General features: G+C 69.1%; 22 protein-coding genes and 1 pseudogene. 14 read left to right on the plus strand and 9 right to left on the minus strand.

Going from position 1 to position 21,892, the window contains the following annotated elements; all coding sequences use genetic code 11:
- Window positions 1-12: 12 nt before the first annotated feature.
- The 7 genes and pseudogenes from A5789_RS08850 (at window position 13) to A5789_RS08880 (ending at window position 7,019) form a co-directional block, all read left to right on the plus strand.
- The gene (locus A5789_RS08850; RefSeq protein WP_227462873.1) at window positions 13-1,458 is read left to right on the plus strand and encodes a lytic transglycosylase domain-containing protein; all 1,446 of its coding nucleotides are present in this window, start codon (window positions 13-15) and stop codon (window positions 1,456-1,458) included.
- 163 nt (window positions 1,459-1,621) lie between these two features.
- Window positions 1,622-2,458, plus strand: coding sequence for a lytic transglycosylase domain-containing protein (locus A5789_RS08855; protein ID WP_030514908.1), 837 nt, complete (start codon window positions 1,622-1,624; stop codon window positions 2,456-2,458).
- A 141-nt stretch (window positions 2,459-2,599) separates the two neighbouring features.
- Window positions 2,600-3,736 carry an Mrp/NBP35 family ATP-binding protein gene (locus A5789_RS08860; RefSeq protein WP_030514907.1) on the plus strand — a complete coding sequence of 379 codons (1,137 nt, stop codon included), beginning with the start codon at window positions 2,600-2,602 and terminating at the stop codon, window positions 3,734-3,736.
- 62 nt (window positions 3,737-3,798) lie between these two features.
- A pseudogene (locus A5789_RS08865) lies at window positions 3,799-4,072 on the plus strand (DivIVA domain-containing protein); the annotation flags it as partial.
- A gap of 982 nt (window positions 4,073-5,054) precedes the next feature.
- Entirely contained in the window at window positions 5,055-5,627 is a 573-nt protein-coding gene (locus A5789_RS08870) for a DNA-3-methyladenine glycosylase I (RefSeq protein ID WP_030514905.1), read from the plus strand.
- 180 nt (window positions 5,628-5,807) lie between these two features.
- Entirely contained in the window at window positions 5,808-5,975 is a 168-nt protein-coding gene (locus tag A5789_RS08875) for a DUF3117 domain-containing protein (protein WP_064902036.1), read from the plus strand.
- A gap of 291 nt (window positions 5,976-6,266) precedes the next feature.
- Window positions 6,267-7,019, plus strand: coding sequence for a methyltransferase domain-containing protein (locus A5789_RS08880; RefSeq protein WP_227462874.1), 753 nt, complete (start codon window positions 6,267-6,269; stop codon window positions 7,017-7,019).
- A gap of 16 nt (window positions 7,020-7,035) precedes the next feature.
- On the opposite strand, the gene A5789_RS08885 is transcribed toward A5789_RS08880, so the two are convergent.
- Window positions 7,036-7,896, minus strand: coding sequence for a sigma-70 family RNA polymerase sigma factor (locus A5789_RS08885; RefSeq protein ID WP_063012500.1), 861 nt, complete (start codon window positions 7,894-7,896; stop codon window positions 7,036-7,038).
- A gap of 87 nt (window positions 7,897-7,983) precedes the next feature.
- Here A5789_RS08885 and A5789_RS08890 point away from each other — a divergent pair, with 87 nt between their 5' ends.
- The gene (locus tag A5789_RS08890) at window positions 7,984-8,475 is read left to right on the plus strand and encodes a DoxX family protein (protein WP_082940570.1); all 492 of its coding nucleotides are present in this window, start codon (window positions 7,984-7,986) and stop codon (window positions 8,473-8,475) included.
- Here A5789_RS08890 and glgA read toward each other — a convergent pair.
- Entirely contained in the window at window positions 8,451-9,608 is a 1,158-nt protein-coding gene (gene glgA / locus A5789_RS08895; protein ID WP_064902053.1) for a glycogen synthase, read from the minus strand. The genes A5789_RS08890 and glgA overlap by 25 nt on opposite strands.
- Before the next feature lie 171 nt (window positions 9,609-9,779).
- Here glgA and glgC point away from each other — a divergent pair, with 171 nt between their 5' ends.
- Window positions 9,780-10,994 carry a glucose-1-phosphate adenylyltransferase gene (glgC, locus tag A5789_RS08900; RefSeq protein WP_030514900.1) on the plus strand — a complete coding sequence of 405 codons (1,215 nt, stop codon included), beginning with the start codon at window positions 9,780-9,782 and terminating at the stop codon, window positions 10,992-10,994.
- Between the two features lie 28 nt (window positions 10,995-11,022).
- On the opposite strand, the gene A5789_RS08905 is transcribed toward glgC, so the two are convergent.
- The 5 genes from A5789_RS08905 to A5789_RS08925 form a co-directional block, all read right to left on the minus strand.
- On the minus strand, window positions 11,023-11,271 hold the full coding sequence (locus A5789_RS08905; RefSeq protein ID WP_030514899.1) for a hypothetical protein: 249 nt from the start codon (window positions 11,269-11,271) through the stop codon (window positions 11,023-11,025).
- Window positions 11,272-11,400: 129 nt separating this feature from the next.
- On the minus strand, window positions 11,401-13,059 hold the full coding sequence (locus A5789_RS08910; protein WP_082940568.1) for an ABC transporter permease: 1,659 nt from the start codon (window positions 13,057-13,059) through the stop codon (window positions 11,401-11,403).
- Window positions 13,056-14,021, minus strand: coding sequence for an ABC transporter ATP-binding protein (locus A5789_RS08915; protein WP_064902035.1), 966 nt, complete (start codon window positions 14,019-14,021; stop codon window positions 13,056-13,058). The genes A5789_RS08910 and A5789_RS08915 overlap by 4 nt, the downstream gene beginning before the upstream one ends.
- 24 nt (window positions 14,022-14,045) lie before the next feature.
- A complete protein-coding gene (locus A5789_RS08920) occupies window positions 14,046-14,699 on the minus strand; it encodes a TetR/AcrR family transcriptional regulator (RefSeq protein ID WP_064902034.1) in 654 nt (217 codons plus the stop codon).
- Between the two features lie 146 nt (window positions 14,700-14,845).
- Window positions 14,846-15,484, minus strand: a complete 639-nt coding sequence (locus A5789_RS08925) for an O-methyltransferase (RefSeq protein ID WP_104364296.1) — start codon at window positions 15,482-15,484, stop codon at window positions 14,846-14,848.
- 215 nt (window positions 15,485-15,699) lie between these two features.
- Between A5789_RS08925 and sigE the strand changes: the two genes are divergently transcribed.
- The 5 genes from sigE (at window position 15,700) to A5789_RS08950 (ending at window position 20,006) form a co-directional block, all read left to right on the plus strand.
- Window positions 15,700-16,542: an RNA polymerase sigma factor SigE gene (gene sigE / locus A5789_RS08930; RefSeq protein ID WP_063012350.1), complete on the plus strand. Its 843-nt coding sequence runs from the start codon at window positions 15,700-15,702 to the stop codon at window positions 16,540-16,542.
- 65 nt (window positions 16,543-16,607) lie between these two features.
- Entirely contained in the window at window positions 16,608-16,997 is a 390-nt protein-coding gene (locus A5789_RS08935) for a hypothetical protein (RefSeq protein WP_030514893.1), read from the plus strand.
- A complete protein-coding gene (locus A5789_RS08940) occupies window positions 16,982-18,556 on the plus strand; it encodes a S1C family serine protease (RefSeq protein WP_064902050.1) in 1,575 nt (524 codons plus the stop codon). The genes A5789_RS08935 and A5789_RS08940 overlap by 16 nt, the downstream gene beginning before the upstream one ends.
- Before the next feature lie 9 nt (window positions 18,557-18,565).
- Window positions 18,566-19,030 (plus strand): Sec-independent protein translocase protein TatB, encoded by a 465-nt coding sequence (gene tatB, locus A5789_RS08945; RefSeq protein WP_063012354.1) that lies wholly within the window; start codon window positions 18,566-18,568, stop codon window positions 19,028-19,030.
- A gap of 139 nt (window positions 19,031-19,169) precedes the next feature.
- Entirely contained in the window at window positions 19,170-20,006 is an 837-nt protein-coding gene (locus tag A5789_RS08950; protein WP_030514890.1) for a hypothetical protein, read from the plus strand.
- A gap of 48 nt (window positions 20,007-20,054) precedes the next feature.
- On the opposite strand, the gene A5789_RS08955 is transcribed toward A5789_RS08950, so the two are convergent.
- Together A5789_RS08955 and folP are read right to left on the minus strand one after the other, a co-directional pair.
- On the minus strand, window positions 20,055-20,978 hold the full coding sequence (locus tag A5789_RS08955) for a glucosyl-3-phosphoglycerate synthase (protein WP_082940569.1): 924 nt from the start codon (window positions 20,976-20,978) through the stop codon (window positions 20,055-20,057).
- On the minus strand, window positions 20,975-21,853 hold the full coding sequence (gene folP, locus A5789_RS35400) for a dihydropteroate synthase (RefSeq protein ID WP_082856867.1): 879 nt from the start codon (window positions 21,851-21,853) through the stop codon (window positions 20,975-20,977). Before folP ends, A5789_RS08955 begins: the two co-directional genes overlap by 4 nt.
- Window positions 21,854-21,892 lie beyond the last annotated feature (39 nt).

Raw genomic sequence — 21,892 nt, forward strand, 5'->3', positions numbered from 1 at the left:
GTTGCGGGTTTGATGGCTACAGGTTCGGCGGCGCACACGACCGCGCGAACCAGTGCGCCCAGGACGGCCGAGGCGCGCTTGGCGGCAGCAAGCTCCCCCACCGACGCCGGCAACTCCGACCCCGAGGCGGTGGGGCTGGTACCGGCCGCTCCCGAACCTCCTCGCAAACTCAGAGCTATGACGGCGCCCGCGGATGGGGCGCCGTTGTTCGGCGGTACCGTGCCGCTGCAGGACATCGCGTTGCCGGGCGGTAGCGGAGCCTTCGGAATTCCGGAGATCGTGCTCGCCGCCTATCGCAATGCCGAACTGACACTGCAGTCCTCGGAGCCGAACTGCGGTCTCAGCTGGAGCCTGCTCGCCGGGATCGGGCGCATCGAGTCCAATCACGCCGGGCACGGCCGCACCGACGCCGCGGGCACGACCATCGGCACCATCTACGGACCGTCGCTGGACGGCACGCTGCCGGGTAACGAGGTCATCAAGGCCGCCGACGGCAATTTCGTGCGGGCGGTCGGCCCGATGCAGTTCCTGCCCGGCACCTGGTCGCTGTACGCGTCCGACGGTAACGGCGACGGCGTCGCGGATCCGAACAACGTCTTCGACGCGTCGCTGGCCGCGGGCAAGTACCTGTGCTCGGGCGGGCTGAATCTGCGTGACCCGCAGCAGGAACTGCGCGCGGTCCTGCGCTACAACAACTCGATGGCCTACGCCGCCAACGTGCTGAGCTGGGCCAATGCCTACAAGACCGGCGGCGCGCCGACCCAGGTGCAGATCTCGCCCGATCTGATTCCGCCGGGCACGATGCAGGCCCCGCCCGCGGGCCCGGACATCCTCGCCGCCAACGGCAGCATTCCGACCACCACCGCGCCGCCGTCGCAGGCCACCACCACCGCGCCGACGCCGCAGCAGCCGACCCAGGTGATGATCAATATTCCGGGGCTGCCGCCGATCCCGTGCGGCATCTTCTGTCCGCCGCCGAAGCCGAATCCGTGCGACCCGGCCGTGGTACCGGCGCCGATGCCGCAACCCGGGCAACCCGCACAACCGGCCGCACCCACGCAGACTCAGCGCTGGGCGGCGGGCGACCCGGTGCGCCCGATCGATCCGCAGGCCGCCGAGGGCAAGCCCGTCGATCCGAACGCGCCCGCGAATCAGAATGCGGCCCCGGCCGATCCGAACGCACCGAAGCCGGCGGCCCCGGCGTGCACGCAGCCGCAGGGCCAGCCGGCGCCCGGCAGCCAGCCCGGGGCACCGGCACAGCCGGACGGGGCACCGGCACCGGCCGCGCCCGAGCAGCAGTCGCAAACGCCTTCCAAGACACCGGAACCCGGCCCGGAGGCTGCCGCGCCCGCACCGGCGGCGCCGCCGAGCCCGACCCAGCAGCCGGGAATCACGCTGCCGTTCGGAATCGTCGTCCCGCTGCCCGTCCTGCCGGGTCCGCCGGCGCCGCCGCAGTAGTCGCTCGATACCCTCGCCCGATCCGAAACCCCCGCTGAGACGGGGGTTTCGGCGTAAACGGGAGAGGCGGTCACGAAGCAGTAACAAAAAGGTCTCGGATGCGGTAATCTGATCTCGTTGTGTCACGAAAAGCTCACAGCGAGCATTGGAGGGTCACCACATCGTGGGACGTCACCGTAAGCAGCCGGCCACCCCTGTCCGGCGCGGATCCGTTATCGCTCTGACCGGACTCGTCCCCGCGGGACTCGTCGCCGTCGGCGCCTCTGCCGCCGAGGTCAACACCGGCGAATTCACCGCTGTGGCTCTGCCGCAACACACTCCGGACGCCCAGCAGGCCGTCGACCAGCAGGCCGCGCCGGACGAAATGATGCGCGCCGCAAAGCATCCCGGCCCGCCGATCGTGAAAACCGTTGCGCAGCCGGAAGGCCGGGTCGCCGCCGATCTGCCGCCGGGACCGAACGGTATGCCCGGCATCGCCTACGCGGCCTACCAGAACGCGGAACGCATTCTGGCCCAGGAGGAACCGGACTGCCACATGCCGTGGTCGGTGCTGGCCGGTATCGGACAGGTCGAATCGCATCACGCCTACGGCAAGGCCGATTCCAAGGGCGTCGCGCTCGACCCGATCTACGGGCCCGTTCTCGACGGCAGCCTGGCGGGCAACAACGTCGTGCACGCGAACGGCGACGACCTCGACGGCGGTATGCAGGGCTTCACCCGGGCGGTCGGCCCGATGCAGTTCCTGCCCGAGACGTGGCGCAAATTCGCCGGAGACGGCGACGGCGACGGCATCGCCGATCCGCAGAATCTGTTCGACGCCGCCCTGACCGCGGGCAACTACCTCTGCTCGGGCGGACTGAACATGACGGATCTGTCGCAGCAGTCCAAGGCGATCATGCGCTACAACAACTCGATGGCCTACGTCGCCAATGTGATGGCATGGGAGGTCGCGTACCGCACGGGTGTGGCGCCCAAGCCCAGCCAGCTGCCGCGAATCTGAGCCGGACAGTGACGGGGCCAGGCTGCCGCCTCCGGCCCCGTCGCTCCGGTCGCTGTGTCTATGGCGACCTACGCGGCGGCCTCCGGGGTTACGCAGGCTGCCGCCTCCGGCCCCGTCGCTCCGGTCGCTAGACTCACGGCTATGCCAGTGGTTACGGAAACGGATGTGCGGGGCGCGCTCGCAAAGGTGGACGACCCGGAGATCCGCAAGCCGATCACCGAACTCGGCATGGTCAAGAGCGTCTCGGTCCGCGACGACAGCAGTGTGCACGTCGAGATCTATCTGACGACCGCGGCCTGCCCGCTGCGCACCAAGCTCACCGAGATGGTCACCAAGGCGGTAGCCGACGTCGCGGGCGTCGGTGCCGTGACCGTCGACCTCGATGTGATGAGCGACGAGCAGCGCACCGAACTGCGCAAGCAGCTGCGCGGCGATTCCGCCGACCCGGTGATCCCGTTCGCCCAGCCCGGATCGCTGACCCGCGTGTACGCGGTCGCCTCCGGTAAGGGCGGTGTCGGAAAGTCGAGCGTCACGGTCAATCTCGCGGCCGCGCTCGCCGCGCGCGGTCTGTCGGTCGGCGTCCTGGACGCCGATATCTACGGCCACTCCGTACCGCGCATGCTCGGCACGGACCAGCGGCCCACGCAGGTCGAGCGGATGATCATGCCGCCGGTCGCCCATGACGTGAAGGTCATCTCGATCGCCATGTTCACCCAGGGCAATACCCCGGTGGTGTGGCGCGGCCCGATGCTGCACCGGGCGCTGCAGCAGTTCCTGGCCGACGTGTTCTGGGGCGATCTGGACGTGCTGCTGCTGGACCTGCCGCCCGGCACCGGTGACGTCGCGATCTCCATCGCTCAGCTCATTCCCAACGCCGAGATCCTGGTGGTGACCACGCCGCAGCCCGCCGCCGCCGAGGTCGCCGAACGGGCCGGGGCCATCGCCCTGCAGACCCGCCAGCGCATCGCCGGTGTGGTGGAGAACATGTCGTGGCTGGATCTGCCCGACGGATCCCGCATGGAGCTCTACGGGTCGGGCGGCGGCCAGGCCGTCGCCGACCGGCTCACCCGCGCGGTCGGCGCCGAGGTGCCACTGCTCGGCCAGATCCCGATCACCCAGGAATTGCGCGAGGCCGGTGACGAGGGCACCCCGATCGTGCTGAGCGACCCGGAAAACCCCGCGGCACAGGCCCTTCAAGGGATCGCCGATAAATTGGCGGTGCGCCGCCGCGGGCTGGCGGGCATGTCGCTGGGCATCGACACCACCCGTCACCTGTAGGGCGGTACCGGCCCGCCACAGCTGCCGAGATCGCTGTCGGTGTCGCCACCTAAGCTCGACCTATGCTCACGCTGCTGTTGTACGTGCTCATCGTCGGCTTGGTGGCCGCGTTGCTGTTCCTGGTGGCCAGTGCGGTGTTCGGGCGCGGGGAGGAATTGGGGCCGCTGCCGGAGGGGACAACGGTGACGGTGCTGCCCGCCGCGGGTATTCGCGGCTCGGATGTGCGCGCGTTGCGGTTCCAGCAGGTGTTCCGGGGATACAAGGCGGGCGAGGTCGACTGGGCGCTGAGCCGATTGGCCGCCCGGATCGACGAGCTGGAAATGCAACTCGAGCGCAGCCGCAGCACCTACCCATCCGCCGCCGGAGAACCCGAAATCACACCGGCGCAACCGAATACGGGAACCACGCTCCCTCCCACGGACACGCCCCCGGCCGCCGGCAACGCCACGACCACCAACTTCAGCACTGGAACCTTCTTCGGCGGCGCCACCTTCGCCGGTCCCGGCGGCGCCACCTTCGCCGGTCCCGGCAGCGCGAATCCCAACGGCCTGGGCGGACCGGCTCCGGCCGGTCCGGGTACCCCGGCTGTCGGCGGTGCGACCGGTCAGATTCCTGCCGATAGCTCCGGCAGCGGCTTCACCCTCGGCGCGAGCTCCACCTCCAGCACCGGCTCTGCTCCCGGCGCAGGCTTCACACCCGGCGCGGGCTCTACCCCCGCCGCCGGCTTCACCCCCGCCGCCGGCTTCACCCCCGGGGCGGGACCTACCCCTGGCGCGGGCTTGACCCCGGGCGCGGGCTTCACCTCTGGCGCGGGCTTCGCCCCCGGCGTCGGTTTCGGCAGCCTGCCCGCCGGGGCGGGAATGCCCACCGGCACCGCCCTCCCCGGAACCGGCTACCCGGTGAACGGATATGCACCGGCCATCGGTACCGCCCCGACCGTCGCGGGCCCTCACGCCACCACACCCACCGGGTCCACTGTCGGTGAGCCGGGCAGCATCGGGCAGGCCCCCGGCACGGTCGGTGTCGCTTCACCGACCGACGCCGCCGCGCAAGCAGCGGCATCGGGCTCCGTCGAGCAGGGCACCACCCCGCAGGCTTCCGCCGGGCACGACGGGGTGGCGCCGACCGACCGGCCGGCGACCGTCCGCCCCGAGTCGGAGACCACGAGCGAATCGGGAGTGGCCGGAACCACCGGTTACATCGCTCCCTCCGGGCCGGACTGGGCGACCGGATTCGCCCCGGCGACGGAGACACCCGCGACCGGCTGGGCGCCGCCGCCGTTACCGGGAGACCCCCCTTCGGCCGCCGGAGGGCCTCGATGAGCGTCGAGGCGGTGGTGGACGACGGGAAGGTGCGCTGCGGCTGGTCGCAGTCCTCGCAGCTCTACCGGGACTATCACGACACCGAGTGGGGCCGGCCGCTGCACGGCGACGATGCGCTGTTCGAGCGGATGTGTCTCGAGGCGTTCCAGTCCGGGCTGTCCTGGATCACGATCCTGCGCAAGCGGCCGGCGTTCCGGGCGGCCTTCGCCGGATTCGCCATCGACCGGGTGGCCGAATTCGGGGACGACGATGTGGAGCGGCTCCTGGCGGATCCAGGCATCGTGCGCAATCGCGCCAAAATCCTTGCGTGTGTCGCCAATGCCCGGGTTGCACGGGAGTTGAGCCCCGGGCTGGACGAGCTGCTCTGGTCGTTCGCGCCGCCCGCTCGCCCGCGCCCGCGCGAACTGTCCGACGTGCCCGCCGTCACACCCGAATCCGTCGCTCTCGCAAGAGAACTCAAGAAGCGCGGGTTCCGGTTCGTAGGTCCGACCACGGCGTACGCATTGATGCAGGCGACCGGAATGGTCGATGACCATCTGGCCGATTGCTGGGTCGATCTGCGGCGTTGATCACGCGCCACGCCGGTCGGTTTTCGAACTCAGGTACCCGGCCGGTTCGCTGATAAGGAAGAATAGGCGTGGTGCAGCCCAACCGGACATGCCTGTCGCGTCCGGCGGCTGCCTGTTGGTGACAACACATTAGTTCCGAGAAGTGCGCAGCAGACCGCGCGGATCTGGAGGGAGCAGAGGATGGCGGCCATGAAGCCCCGCACCGGGGACGGTCCCCTCGAGGCAACCAAGGAAGGGCGTGGAATCGTCATGCGGGTTCCACTCGAGGGTGGCGGGCGTTTGGTCGTCGAGCTCACGCCGGAGGAAGCGGCAGCTCTCGGTAAAGAGCTCACCGCGGTCACCAGCTAGCCGCTCGACCCAACGAAATACACCGGTGATGAAATTGCCGGCGCGAACCCGCGCGCGCAGATCCGGCCGGGTCACCGGCTGGATCTGCGCCCGTCGCGTCGGCCTCCTCGGCCGTGCGGCCGAGAATGCCCGGCGGATCACATGACCGGACCGAACCGCGGAACACGGCAGGCGGCACCCGGCACGACGCCGGAGCCGCCCACAGACCACGCCTCGTCCTTGGCCGCGATCGCATCCGCGGTGGCCTGCCCGGAATGTCGTGCGGGCGTCGAGCTCCGGGATCGTCGCCTGATGTGCGAGGCGGGCCACAGCTTCGACATCGCCAAACAGGGGTACGTCAGCCTGCTGACCGGCGCCGCCACCAAGATGACCGGCGATACCGCCGACATGCTGGACGCCCGGGCGCGATTCCAGAGCGCGGGCCATTTCGACCAGATCGCGCGCGCAGCGGCCGACGTCGTCGCGGATGGCGCACCGACCGGCACGATCCTCGAAGTCGGCGCCGGCACCGGTTACTACCTGGCCGCCGGGCTGGAGGCGGCGCCCGACGCGCACGGCATCGCACTCGACGTCTCGAAACCGGCGGCGCGCCGGGCCGCTCGCGCCCATTCGCGTGCGGCGTCGATCCTCGCCGACGTCTGGCGGGGGCTGCCGATTCGCGACCGTGCGCTCGACCGGGTGCTGTGCGTCTTCGCCCCGCGCAATCCGGCCGAGGTCGCGCGGGTGCTGCGCCCCGGCGGCGCCTTCGTCGTCGTCACACCCACGCCGCGCCACTTGGCCGAACTCATCGCCCCGTTGGACATGGTGGGCGTGCAGACGGACAAGGACGCGCGCCTGACCGACGCGCTGTCCGCGGATTTCCGGCCCGCCGGACGCGTCACGGTCGAATACGAGATGACCCTCGATCACGCCGCGATCGCGAATGTGGTCGGCATGGGTCCGTCGGCTCATCACGCCGCCGCATCCCGCGACCACCTGATCGCCGGCCTCCCCGAAGCGATGCCGGTGACGGCCTCGGTCACCGTCGCGTCCTACCACCGCTGACCGGCGGCCACCCTGCTCACCGGAAGAAGGCCGCAACCCGCTCCCGGTCGGCATAGACGTAGATCTCCGCGATGCGTCCGTTCGTCACCGTGAAAGCGAGCAGCACCCCGGGCTGCCCGTCGAACATGATCACCGCACCGGCGGCGCCGTTCACCAGCACCGGCCGCACATCCGAGGACGGCCGGGCGAACAGCAGGGCGCGGGTGGCGGTGTCGCGCGGGCCGTGAATTTCCCAACCGACTCCCGCACCGGCGTCGGCGCGCAGCACGATCTCCGGGGCCAGCTGCGCCACCAGAGCCTCGAAGTCGCCACGGCGGGCGGCGGCGAAGAACGCCTCCACCACCGCCCGCTGGTCGGCGAGTTCCCCGTCGGGTGTCGGCGCGGCCCGCAGTCGGCGACGAGCGCGACTGGCCAATTGGCGGGTGGCGGCCGGGGTCCGGTCCAACAGCGCGGCGATGTGATCGAACGGCACCGCGAAGCTGTCGTGCAGGACGAAGGCGATACGTTCGGCCGGCTCCAGCTGTGACAGCACCATCTGCATCGCCAGGCCCACCGAATCCGCCAGCAGCGCTTGCTCTTCCGGCGCCGCGGGACCGTCGGCGGCGACGAGCAGCGGATCCGGCAGCTGGGTGCCGCTCGGCTGTTCGGGCCGAGACCGTCGGGTGCGCAACAGATCCAGGCAGGTGTGCGCCACAGCCGTGGTGAGCCAGGCATCGAGGTTGCCGACCGTGCGGGGCGGGCTGCGATGCACGCGCAGCCAGGTCTCCTGGACGGCATCCTCGGCATCGGTCGCCGAGCCGAGCATGTGGTGCGCGAGCGCCCGTAATCGCGGCCGCTGGTCGTGCAGCCGTTGCAGGGCCTGCTCGCGCTCGCTCACGCCGGTCACATCCTCGCCACGCGCTACGCCGTATCAAGTGTGGCCGTATCAGTGCGACCACTCACCATCATCAGCCAGGAGGCAGCCATGCGCAGTCTTTCCCGCTCCGCGCCGGACGGTACGACCACGTCGGCCGGCACCATCGGACGCCTTGCCCGCCCGCCCGTGCTCGCGATCGCCGACGGCCGCTACCGCACCGTCGGTTATCGGGTCGCCACCGCGGCCATTGTCGCCGAGGCCGGGGTGGGCGGCGTCTGGGATCTCGCCCGCATCCCGTTCGTGACCGATGTGGTCACCCAGCTCGGGTACCCACGCTATTTCCTGGTGTTGCTCGGCGTGTGGAAGATCCCGGCCGCGATCGTGCTGGCCGCTCCCCGGCTCCCACTGTGCAAGGAATGGGCTTATGCCGGAACGTTTTTCGTCTACACCGGCGCGATCGCCTCACATCTGGTCACCGGTTACGCCCGCGCGGAGGTCGGGATTCTGAGCGTCATGACCGCGCTGACCGTCACGTCCTGGGCGCTACGGCCCGCCGACCGTTGCCTGCCCGGCCGTCAGCCCTTGCGGATGCGGTCGTAGAGGTCGGTCGTGCGCGCGGCGACCTGCGCCCAGCTGAATTCGGCCGTCGCGCGTGCCCGGCCGGCCGCCCCGAACCGCGCCGCGGTCTCCGCGTCCCCGGCGAGGTCGTTCACCAGGTCGGCGAGGTCTCGTTCGAAGTCGCGCGGCGTCTGCGGGTCGTAATGCGCCAGTCGTCCGGTCTGCCCGTCGAGAACCACCTCCGGAATCCCGCCGACGTCCGAGGCGACCACCGCGGTACCGCAGGCCATCGCCTCCAGATTCACGATCCCGAGCGGCTCGTACACCGATGGGCAGATGAAAACGCTTGCGGCGGAGAGGATCTGGCGCACCTGCTCGGTCGGCAGCATATCGCGGACCCAGAACACGCCGCCGCGTGTCGCCGCGAGTTCGCGCACCGCCGCGGCCGCCTCGGCCTCCAACTGCGGCGTATCCGGTGCGCCGGCGCACAGCACCAGCTGAATCCCCGGGTCGATATCGCGCGCCGCGGCGAGCAGGTGGGCGACCCCCTTCTGCCGGGTGATGCGGCCGACGAACGCCGCGATCGGCGCATCGTCGCGTACCCCCAATTCGGCGAGGACATCGCGGGCCTCGGGCACCGGCCCGCCCGGGAACCAGGCCCGCGTGTCGATCCCGTTGTGCACGACGTGTACTCGCCCGGGGTCGACGGTCGGGTAGGCATCGAGCACATCGTGGCGCATGCCCTCGCTGACCGCGATCACCGCGTCGGCATTCTCCATGGCGGTGCGCTCCGACCACGACGACAACCGGTAACCGCCGCCCAGCTGTTCGGCCTTCCACGGCCGGCGCGGTTCCAGCGAATGCGCGGTGAGGACGTGCGGGATGCCGTACAGACTCGCGGCCAGATGTCCGCCGAGCCCGGTGTACCAGGTGTGGGAGTGAACCACGTCGACCGCGCCGACGGCATCGGCCATGCGCAACTGCGCCGACATCATCTGCAGGGCGGAATTGGCGGCGTAGAGCATCGGATCGGGCTGATGGACCACCGCATCACCGCGTTCGGCGCCCATGCAGTGCACCGTCACGTCGCACAGCCGGCGCAACTGCGGGACCAGTTCGGTCACGTGTACTCCGGCCCCGCCGTACACCTCGGGGGGATATTCGCGGGTCAACATCGCGACCCGGAGCCGGTCGGGGTCGGCAGGCGATATCGGCTCGCGGCCGCCATCCGCGAAACTCACCGGTCCAACCTAATCGGTACGCCCCCGCCCCACCACACCTGCCCGGCCACGCCGGAGTGAACCGGCATCGGACACGCCGTGGCCTGGGACGGTAGGTTGAATTCCGTGAGGAGCCAGCCGCACGTACTCGGAGTAGTGCTAGCCGGTGGTGAGGGCAAACGACTCTTTCCCCTCACCAAGGACCGCGCCAAGCCGGCGGTCCCGTTCGGGGGCGCGTACCGCCTGATCGACTTCGTCCTCTCCAACCTCGTCAACGCCGGTTATCTGCGCATCTGTGTGCTGACCCAGTACAAATCGCATTCCCTGGACCGGCACATCTCGCAGACCTGGCGGCTGTCCGGCTTCGGCGGCGAATACATCACTCCGGTCCCGGCCCAGCAGCGGCTGGGACCGCGCTGGTATACCGGCAGCGCCGACGCGATCATGCAGTCGCTGAATCTGATCTACGACGAGGACCCCGACTACATCGTGGTGTTCGGCGCCGACCACGTCTATCGCATGGATCCCGAACAGATGGTCGCCCATCACATCGATTCCGGTGCGGGGGTGACCGTGGCGGGGATCCGGGTGCCGCGCAGCGAGGCCAGCGCCTTCGGCTGTATCGATTCCGACGAATCGGGCCGCATCACGCAATTTCTGGAGAAACCGGTCCATCCGCCCGGCACACCCGACGATCCGAATATGACCTTCGCCTCGATGGGCAATTACGTCTTCACCACGAAGGTGCTCGTCGACGCGATCCGCGCCGATGCCGACGATGTCGATTCCGATCACGACATGGGTGGCGACATCATCCCGGCGCTGGTCTCCCAGGGGCAGGCCGGTGTCTACGATTTCGCGCGCAACGACGTTCCCGGTTCCACCGACCGCGACCGCGGCTACTGGCGCGACGTCGGGACGATCGACGCCTTCTACGCGGCCCATATGGATCTGGTCTCGGTGCACCCGATCTTCAATCTCTACAACAAGCACTGGCCCATTCGAGGCACGGCCGAGAATCTGGCACCGGCGAAATTCGCGCAGGGCGGGCTCGCCCAGGAGTGCATCGTGGGCGCGGGCAGCATCCTGTCCGCGGCGACGGTCCGCAATTCGGTGCTGAGCTCGAATGTGTTCATCGAGGACGGGGCGACCGTGGAGGGCAGTGTGCTGATGCCCGGAGTGCGGATCGGCCGCGGCGCGGTGGTGCGGCGCGCGATCCTGGACAAGAACGTGATGGTCGGCGAGGGCGAGATCATCGGCGTCGATCTGGACCGCGACCGCGAGCGGTTCGCGGTGAGCAACGGCGGCGTGGTCACCGTCGGCAAGGGCGTCTGGGTCTGAGCCCCCGATGTCGGGGTGAGCAACCGGCTCAGCGGCCCGGCATCGGATACTGCGGCGGCGGGGCCGGTTCGGTGACGCCCGGACTTTCCGGCGTGTAGCAGAACGGCGCACAGGTACCGTGCGGCACTCTCGGATATCTCGACGGATCGTCGAACTTGTCGTCACTGACCAGCAGCATCACCAGCAGTGCCACGAAGACCGCCGCGCCGAGGCTGACGAGAGCCAGGACCAGCCACCCGCGAGGCGCGACCTCGATCAGGATTCCGCGCTCGTACACTCCCCGCCTCCCGGTACCGCCGAATTACCCACTGTGCCAATGGTATCGGCAGTCCGGTGGTCCCGGCCACGGAAAGTGCCGCCCAGCGCTCCGGGAGAGGAGCGACCGGGCGGCGAAATACCTTGCGGATCAGCGCAGATCGCGTCGGCGCCAGCCCGCGAGTCCGACCGCGGTGATCACCGCCGCGAGCACCAGCAGCACGATCACCGGCATCGCGCGGAAGTCCTCCGCCGGCAGTTTCGGCAAATGACCGTAGGGGTTGAGGTCCAGAACCCATTGCGGCATACCGGAGATCGAGCCGAGCAGATAGATCGCCACCCCCGCGGTGAACACACCCCACGCCACCGGGGTCCAGCGCGGCAGCAGTCCGAACAGCAGCACGGTGATCGCGGTGAACACCCACACCGCGGGAATCTGGATCATCGCCGCTTCCAGCGCCTGCGGGAACTTGCCGCCCATATCCGACGCGGCGATCCCGTAGGACAGGCCGCCGATCACGCCGGAGGCGAACAGCGCCACCACCGGACCACCGAAGGCGAAGATCAGATGGCTTGCGGCCCAGCGAATTCGGCCGACGGCGCCGGTGAGCACGGTTTCGGCGCGATCGTCGCTCTCCTCCGCGTACATCCGCAGCGCGGCCGAGATCGAGAAGGCCGCCGCGCCCAGGCCGACCATCGAGAAGGCGGTGTTCAGGAAGGCCTGTTCCACCCCCTGCGAACCGCCGAGCCGGGCGATGATGTCGCGGACGGTCTGGCTGGAGCCGATCTCGTCGCCGATGCCGTGAACCACGCTGCCGATGATCAGGCCGTAGAGCGCGAGCCCGACCGTCCACGCCGCCAGAGTGCCGCGCTGCAACCGCCAGGCCAGCCCGAACGGCCCGCTCAGCAGGGCCGATCCAGCGGTGGGACCGGGCCGGTCGGCGATCAGTCCGGCCCCCATGTCGCGCCGCCGCAGCAGCGTGTAGGCGACCGCGACCAGCACGACAGTGGTCACCGCATGCAGCAGCAGCACCCACCAGCGATCGTCCGCGAAGGGGCGGACCTGCAGCGACCAGCCCTGCGGCGACAGCCAGGTCAGGATGTCGGTCGGACCGTCTCCGGCCCGCGCGTCACCGATGGCGCGCAGGGTGAAGGTCACCGCGAGCACCGCCAGCGCGATGCCGCGGGCCAGCCGGGCACTCGCACTCAGCTGCGCGGCGACCGCGGCGACGGCCGCGAAGACGATGCCCGAGGCCCCCAGCGCCGCGCCGAAGGCCAGCGAGCCGTCGAACGGCACTCCCGCCGAGGCGATGCTCAGCGTCGCGACGATTCCGACCGCCACGCAGGCGGCACAGGTCAGCAGCAGGGTCGCGGTCAGGGCGGCGAAGCGGCCCACCCGAGTCGAGGCGAGCAGCTCCTCGCGTCCCGTCTCCTCCTCGGCGCGGGTGTGCCGGATGACGGTGAGGATGGTAGCGATGCCGATCAGGGTGTAGAACGCCCCTGCCTTCCACACGCCGGCCGCACCGATGCTGGTGTTGTAGATCGGGCCGTACAACGCCAGCTGCGCCGGACTGGACAGGATGGTGTGCGCGAAATTCTGCAGATCGGCCGGCGACGAGTACAGATTCTTCACGCTGGAGACGTAGACGCTGCCCAGCGGCGCCGAGAGCAGCAGCACCCACAGCGGCAATACGATGCGGTCCCGCCGCAGATACAGGCGCAGCAGCTGCCCGGTGCCGGTGAAATCCGAGGACCGAGTGGAGCGTTCGGCGAATCCGCCGTGCGGGCGGTCGAGGGTCGCGGTGGTCATTTCGTCGCCTCGCTCAATGCCTGCTCGTCTCGCGACGCGGAGGTGTGCGCGGGTCGCCGGGCATCGGCCGGCGCGTCGCCGTCGAGCGAATAGTGGCGCAGGAACAGCTCTTCCAGCGTCGGCGGCTGACTCACGAGGCTGCGCACTCCGGCGGCGCCGAGCACCCGGATCAGTTCGCCGAGATGTTCGCTGTCGACCTGGCAGTGCAGGGTGTGGTCCTCGATCGTGACGTCCTCGACGCCCGCGATGGCGCCGATATCGCCCGGGTCGCCGATGAGTTCGGCCTTGATGGACGTGCGGCTGAGATGACGCATCTCGGCCAGAGTGCCGCTCTCGACGGTTTTACCGGCGCGGATGATCGTGACCCGATCGCACAGCGCCTCCACCTCGGAGAGGATGTGGCTCGACAGCAGCACGGTAGCGCCGCGCTCGGCCGCCTCTCGCGCGCATTCGCGAAAGACCTGTTCCATCAACGGATCCAGGCCCGAGGTCGGTTCGTCGAGCAACAGCAGTCGCGCGTTCGAGGAGAACGCGGAGACGAGTGCGACCTTCTGCCGGTTGCCTTTGGAGTATGCGCGCGCCTTCTTGCGCGGATCGAGTTCGAAACGCTCGATCATCTCGGCGCGGCGCGCGGTATCGATGCCGCCGCGCATCCGCGCCAGCAGATCGATCGTCTCCCCGCCCGACAGCGACGGCCACAGCGTGACATCGCCCGGAACGTAGGCGATATCGCGATGCAACGCGACCGCATCGGTCCACGGATCGCGCTCGAGCACCCGGGCCTGCCCCGAGGTGCGCGCCAGGATGCCGAGCAGAATGCGGATGGTGGTCGACTTGCCGGCCCCGTTGGGCCCGAGGAAGCCGTGCACCTCTCCCTCGGCGACCTCGAGGTCGAGGCCGTCCAGGGCGCGTACCGATCCGAAATGCTTGTGCAGCTTCCGGACCTCGATTGCCGATGACATCGAATCTCCTTGTGAGATAAGGGTTCACATTTCGGCGAGCAACGAGTCGAGCACCGAGGAATCGGTGAACAGGCCGTGGGTGTTGGCCTCGACCGCCGGCAGCATCATCTGGTCGGCATACTCGCGCAACGCTTTTCGAAAGTCGAGCTTTCCTTCGTGGCGGGCGGCGTAGAGCTGCAGGAAGAAGAAGAATCCGCCGCCGTTCTGCACCGCCAGATAGTTCGCCGTCGCCGATACATCCCTGGGCCGGCGCAGGGTGCCAGCCTCGATACCGACCTCGAGATAGGACTCCACGTCCGCGCGCATCTGGTCGAACAGCGAGGTCATCAGCGTTCCGCCGGCCTGGAAGCTGCGCATCAGATACGCGGTGTAGGGCGCGAACTCCTCGATTTCGGCGAGGGCCTTCAGGGTCGAATTCGGCGAGGGCTGCTGGACGTATTCCGTCTTCGCGGCCCGGATGACGGCACGTACGTGCTCGTCACACGCCTCGCGCAGGCCGTCCTTGGAACCGAAGTGGTGATTGACGAGGCCGGGCGAAACCCCCGCCGCCTTGGCGATGGCCCGCACCCCGACCCCGAATCCCTCTTCGCCGAAGACGACGATCGCCGCGTCCCGGATTCGGGCGGGCGTGCTCAGATCCGAGGCGGATCCTTCCGGTACGGCTGCTCCCTTAAACACATGTTCAATATACTAAACACTCGTTCAATCCGCACGCAAGACTCGGCCCGTGACAAATTTCGGAAGCCGAACGCGCAGGTAGACAGCTTTCAGCGAGCTATTCCGGAACCGGCTCGATCGAACCGCCGGACCACGGGGAGCGGCGACTAGCCGCGCGAGGCGCAGAGCAGCCCGTCTCCGACCGGGATCAGCACGCTGGTCAGGGCGGGGTCCTCGGCCACGGCCCGGGTCGCCGCCCGCACCGCCTGGGTCGCGGCGTCGCGCTGCGCCGGATCGGGCACCCGCCCGCCCAGCAGCGCATTGTACATCAGCACCGCCCCGCCCTCACGCAGCAAACGTACGGCCTGCTCGACGTATTGCGGATGCTCGAGCGGGGCTGCGTCGATGAACACCAGGTCGTAGGCGCCGTCGGCAAGCCGGGGCAGCACGTCCAGAGCGCGGCCGTTGATCAGCCGGGTGCGCGCGGGCGCGACATCGGCCGCGCGGAAGGCGTCCTTGGCCGCACGCTGATGCTCCGGCTCGGAGTCGATCGTGGTCAGCGTCCCGTCCTCGCGCATGCCGTCGAGCAGCCACAGGCCGCTGATTCCGGCGCCGGTGCCGACCTCGACCACCGCTCGGGCGCCGAGCAGCTGGGCGTACATGCTGAGCAGCGCTCCCACCGACGGCGGCACCGGCGCGGCGCCCAGTTCGGTGGCCCGCTCCCGCGCGGCGATGAGGATCTCGTCCTCGACCACGGATTCCTCCACGTAGGCGAGGTTGCGCTGCAGGGCCGATGCCGCTGGGATGTGGCTCACGAATATGAGGCTAACGGCGTGGCTGTCCGGTTGCGCTACGACGGCCGGTGTTTTTCTCAGGTGTCCCTCAGCCTCCCCATACCACCGGCACATCGGGAACCGCCAGAGTATTGACCAAGCAAGGGCCGGCCGACCGCCGGACGGCGCCCGGGAACACCGGACTCGGGTCCGGGGTTGTACCCGGTACGCGACGACCACCAGTCGTCGTGCGCCTTCCACGGTCCCGAGTAGGAGGTCACCCCATCCACAAGGTCGATGCGGCGCGCGAGTACGCCACCCTGCCCGAGTCGAGTCTGCCGATCGGCGTCTCGGCCGATTACGAGCTGCCCGCTGCCGCTCGTAGCGATGTCCGTACCGAAGTCGAAGTTCGTCCGGAAGCCGAAGTCGGTCCCGAAGCCCGGGCCGTCGTCGCGAACGGCGCCGACTTCGACGATACCGAATCCGTCGCGGGCGAGGCCGCGGACGACGACGCGCTCAGCGGTACCGCCGCCTTCGACGCCACCGGCGACCGCACCATGATGCCGACCTGGGACGAACTGGTCCGCGAGCACGCCGACCGGGTCTACCGGCTGGCCTACCGCCTGACCGGTGACCCGCAGGATGCCGAGGATCTGACCCAGGAGACGTTCATCCGGGTCTTCCGCTCGCTGCAGAACTACCAGCCCGGCACGTTCGAGGGCTGGCTGCACCGGATCACCACGAATCTGTTCCTCGACATGGTCCGCCGGCGCAACCGCATCCGGATGGAGGCGCTGCCCGAGGACTACGACCGGGTGCCGTCGGAAGGTCCCGGGCCCGAGCAGGTCTATCACGATGCCCGGCTGGATCCGGACCTGCAGCGGGCGCTCGACGCGCTGGCGCCGGAATTCCGCGCGGCCGTCGTGCTGTGCGATATCGAAGGTCTGTCCTACGAGGAGATCGGCGCTACCCTCGGTGTGAAGTTGGGTACCGTGCGCAGCCGGATCCACCGCGGCCGTCAGGCACTGCGGGAATACCTTGCGCATAATGGTTCTCAGCAGCGGTTCGCCGCTGAGGAGAAAGTCGGGTAAACAGCGGTGCAGCGCCGCGGCCGTGCCCGGCGAAGCTGTAGTCCGTCGGAAGGGTGTGCATCCGTATGACCGGCGAGGGTCGTTTCGCCCCCACCGAACACCTGGCCAATGAGGCCGTCGTCGCATATGTCGACGGCGAGCTGAGAATGAACGCCTATCTGCGCGCGGCCGAACATCTGTCCCGCTGCCCCGAATGCGCCGCCGAGGTCGAGGCGCAGCAGCAGGCCCGGGTGGCATTGCGCCGGGCGGCACAAATGCAGATTTCCGCGCCGACCGACCTGCAGGACACGCTGAGCAGAATTCCGCTGGCCGACCTGACCGGACGTAGCACCGAAGATATGTCGCGCGGCGCGAGTTTCCTCGGCCTGCGGGCGGATTCGTTCCGTTTCGCTTCCTCCTCGAATCGAGAAATGGGATTCGAGAGCAGGCGGTGGACGGGATGGTGGCGCAAGTAGAGTTTGCGAACGTGACCACCGAATCGACGCCGTCCGCTTCATCGGATTCGGCGGCCAGGGGGAACCTGAGGCCGTCGGACGCGCCCGTGCTGGGGCCGCGCCCGGTGTACCGCCCGGATATCGATAAACACACCGCCCGCGCTTTCCGCCGCCCCGAGGGGCAGGCCGGATCCTTCGCATCGCATACCCAGGCCGCGTCCGCGCCGCGCCACGACAGTCCCGAATTGGTCAATCGCCCGCCGGACGCGGTGCTGGCCGAGGCCTTCGGCCGGCCCGCCGGTTCGGACGAGCGCCTGCAGCGCGATCCGGACGCCGCAACCGACACGCCCGATAGCGGCGCACCGGTCGATCCCTGGCGCGATCCCGCCGCCGCGGCCCGCCTCGGTGATCCCGCCATCCACACCCCCGCCCCGCAGCCGCTGCCGCCGGGTACCAAACTCGGCGCTCGCGAGGTGCTGTTCGGCGGCAGGGTAGCGCCCAAGGCGTTGGCCGTCCTGGGTGTGGTCGCCCTGATCATCGGCGTGCTCGGCGGCCTGGTGGGCCGGTTCACGGCCGAGAACACCGGGGCGCTGACCTCGCGCAAGATCGCGCTGCAGCAGGAGAGCAACACCGACAAACCGCACAGTCAGGTCGCCAAGGTGGCCGACGCGGTACTGCCCTCGGTCGTCTCGATCCGCGAGACCGTCGGCGACAACGGCGCCCTCGGTTCGGGCGTGGTCATCGACGGCAACGGCTATATCGTCACCAACAATCACGTCATCTCGATGGCGGCACAGGACAAAAGCGGGCGGGCCAAGATCCAGGCCACCTTCTCCGACGGCACCAGGGCACCGGCCCGGCTGGTCGGCCGCGACCCGAAGACCGACCTCGCGGTCCTGAAGGTCGACGTCAAGAACCTCACCGTGGCCCGGCTCGGGAAGTCGAGCGATGTGCAGGTCGGTGACGACGTGCTGGCCATCGGCTCACCGCTGGGCCTGAGCAAGACCGTCACCTCCGGCATCGTCAGCGCGTTGCATCGCGCGATCCAGGAGAGCCCGGAGGCCGGCGACGACACCGCCGGCGCCTTCGACGCCGTGCAGACCGATGCCGCGATCAACCACGGCAACTCCGGCGGCGCCCTGGTCGACGGCGAGGGCCGGCTGATCGGGATCAACACCGCCATCCGCAGCGAGAGCGGCGGATCGGTCGGCCTCGGCTTCGCGATTCCGGTGGATCTGGTGCAGCGGGTGTCGCAGACGCTGATCCGCGACGGTGTGATGTACCACCCGTGGCTCGGCGTGAGCGCGAAGACCAAGCAGGTCGAGAACGACGTCATGAGCGGCGCCGCGGTGGCCGATGTGGTCGGCAACAGCCCGGCCGCCAAGGCGGGTATCGCCGAGGGCGACGTGATCGTCAAGGTGGGTGATCGGCAGGTCACCGAACCGGCCGAACTCACCGTCGCCGTCCAGTCCCACCAGATCGGCGAGACGGTGAATTTCCAACTGATCCGCGACGGCCGTCAGGTCGATGTGCCGGTGACGCTGGAATCCGATAAGAACGCCCCGCAAGCACCCCAGTAGCCTGGTCTTATGTTCAATATCGGCTGGCCCGAGATGGTGATCCTGGTGGTCGCCGCGCTGGTGATTCTCGGCCCGGAACGGCTGCCGGGGGCGATTCGCTGGACCGCGCAGAGTCTGCGTCAGGTCCGCGACTACGCCTCCGGCGCCACCAGCCAGCTGCGCAACGATCTGGGACCCGAGCTCGACGAACTGCGCAAACCACTCGAAGAGCTCAACGAGCTGCGCAAACCACTCGAAGGTCTGCGCGGTATGACGCCGCGGTCGATGGTCACCAAGCACCTCTTCGACGGTGACGATTCGCTGTTCACCGGCACCTTCGGGGCAGCCAATCCGGGCAACGGCTCGTCCGGCGATTCCGGCACCTCACAGACCGGCTCGCCGAATTCTGTGACCGCACCCAGCTATTCGGTGCCCGAGCCGCCGAAACCGCTCGACCGCAACGAAAAACCGCCGATCGATTTCGACGCCACCTGACCGAAAAGCACTGATAGCACCCATTACGGACCGTCCGGTCCGGCCCAAATGCCCGGTGCGCTCGATGGATTCGGCCCCCGCGGCGGATTCGTCAACCGGACTAGACACATCCGGCTGTCGAGCTATCTAGACTTCGCACATGTCAGCCGACGAGGTGGCACGGGTGTTCGCGATCGAAGACAAGGTCGAACGCCTCAAGGCTGCCACCGAAGGGGTCGCGGCGGCCCAGCAGACCATCAACGAGCTCACCCGCATCCGCCGAGCGGTGATCAGGGAGTTGCACGCCGAGGGCTGGACCTTCGCCAGGATCGGTGCGGCAGCAGGACTTTCACGCGCCCGGATTCACCAGGTCAGCACCCAGGGCCCGGTGCCGGAGGGCCTGTTCTTCGGGCACGGACCACTCACCGTGCTCACCCCGGACCTGCGCGCGGTCACACGGGCCACGCCGCTGATCGGCGCGCCGGATGCCGCCGCCCCGCACCGGCTGGCAGAACTGTTGCGACAGCTGGGATTCACCGTCACGGTCGAACGATTCCTCCCCGGACGTCCCCTGAATCTCGACCGCGAGGGCCTGATCGTGCTCGGCGGGCCCGAATTGTCGCCCAGTCTGCGCTATCTGGTGTCGGCCGATCCGCGGCTGCGTCGGACCCTGGCTCGGGCCGGGCGGGTCCGCCGCGCGATCGAGGACCGGGCCGCCCGCCGGATCTACCGGCCGGGCGGCACCGAACCCTACGACATCGCCTATCTGGCGCGCCTGCCCCGCCCCGACGGCCACGGAACCATTCTCGTCATCGACGGACTACATCCGCCCGGATCGCTGGGCGCGATACGGCTTCTCGGAACACGGCTGGCGACTCTGCACGAACGCGCCGACACCCGCGCCTTCTCGACGGTGGTCGGCGTCCGCTACGACCGCCACACCGGCGAACCGATCGAAGTGGATCTGTTGACCCCGATCTACCGTCACGAACGCTGAGTTCTCGGCCTCCGCTTCGCTCCGGCGGGGTTTCGGCCCGTAGCGGATTCAGGCGGCAACCTCTTCGGGGCGCAGGGTGTTCATCGGCGGCCGATCCGCGAGATGCACATCGGTGGTCAATGCCGTGAATTCCTCACCGACCAGCGGGAATTGCGTCAATGCCGCACCCGAATCTCGAATTCCGCTGCGTCCCAGCACGGTTCCGAGAATCTGCCGGCTCATGACACCCAGATCCGACAGCGGACGATTGCGATGCGTGCGCACGCCCAGATTCACCTGGCCGATCGCCGAGAGGCCCAGCATGTCGAAAGTGTCCAGCAGCAGACCGATCTCCACACCGTATCCCGGGGCGAACGGCACCGCGGTCAACAGCTCGCGCGTTCCCGCGTACTCACCGCCCAAGGGCTGCAACACCTTCGACAGATCCGGACGCAACGCCGCCAGCAGCGGCCGCGCCACCAGTTCGGTCACCCGGCCACCACCGTGCTGCTCCACCGCCGCGCCCTGGCGCAGCGGCCGCCGGTAGTAGGCCTTCACCAGATGCATACCGTCCACGGTCAGCAGCGGACCCAGCAGTTTCGGCACGAACATCGGATCGGGATCGATCAGATCCGAATCGACGAACGCCACCAGGTCGCCGGAGGTCGCGGCCAGCGAGCGCCACAGCACCTCGCCCTTGCCGGGCACCGGCTCCAGTTCGGGCACGGCCTGCTCGCGGGTCACCACCTGCGCCCCGGCCGCCCGCGCCCGCTCGGCCGTCGCGTCCACGGACCCGGAATCCAGCACCACCAATTCGTCGACCAGCGTGCCGAGCAGCGGCCGGATACTGGCCACCACATCGGCGACCGTGCGTTCCTCGTTCAATGCGGGCAGCACCACCGACACGGTGCGCCCGTCCTTCGCGTCGACCAATTCGTCGATCGCCCACTGTGGTCGGTCCCACGTATTCGTGGCAGTCCAATCGAACGTCATACCAGACCTCGCAAGGTTCGTGCGGGGGGCCGGATGCCCTGAATCGCCGCGATCATGTCCACTACTCGCCGGGTTGCGGCGACCTCGTGAACTCGGAAGACCCGGGCGCCGGCCGCGGCCGCCCACGCGGTTGCCGCCAATGTCCCCTCCAATCGCTCGGAAAGTCCGACACCAAGAGTCTCTCCGATGAAATCCTTATTACTCAGCGCCATCAAGACCGGCCATCCGGTATTTACAAGAATGTCCACGGCCCGCAACAGTTCGAGCCCGTGATACGTGTTTTTCCCGAAATCGTGGGTCGGATCGATGAGAATCGCATCCGCCGCGACCCCTGCCGCGCGCGCCGCCTCGGCGGCCCGCACCAATGTGTCGGTGACCTCGGACACCACGTCGGCGTACCGGACCCGATGCGGGCGGGTGCGCGGCCGAGCGCCGCCGGTGTGGCTGCACACGATCCCCACGCCCAGTTCGGCGGCCACGCCCGCGAGCTGCGGATCCGCCCCGGCCCAGGTGTCGTTGATCAGATCCGCCCCCTCGGCCACCGCCGCCCGCGCCACCTCACTGCGCCAGGTGTCCACACTGATCAACAGGTCCGGATAGCGGGCACGGATGGCCGCCACGAACGGCACCACGCGCCGCGCCTCCGCCACGGCGTCGACCTCGTCGCCCGGCCCGGCCTTCACCCCGCCGATGTCGACCAGATCCGCCCCCTCGGACACGGCGCGCGCCACCGCGGCCATCGCGGCGTCGTCGGAGAAGGTGGCGCCCCGGTCGTAGAAGGAATCGGGGGTTCGGTTGACGATCGCCATCACCAGCGCCCGATCCGTCGCCACCGGCTTACCGCACAGGGTGGACAGCGGTGACGCAGAACTCATGGAGGTGAGTCTAATTGCCGGGCCGTCGGCGCCCTCGGA

It is taken from the genome of Nocardia sp. 852002-51101_SCH5132738, from assembly GCF_001665695.1.
GTDB lineage: Bacteria > Actinomycetota > Actinomycetes > Mycobacteriales > Mycobacteriaceae > Nocardia > Nocardia nova.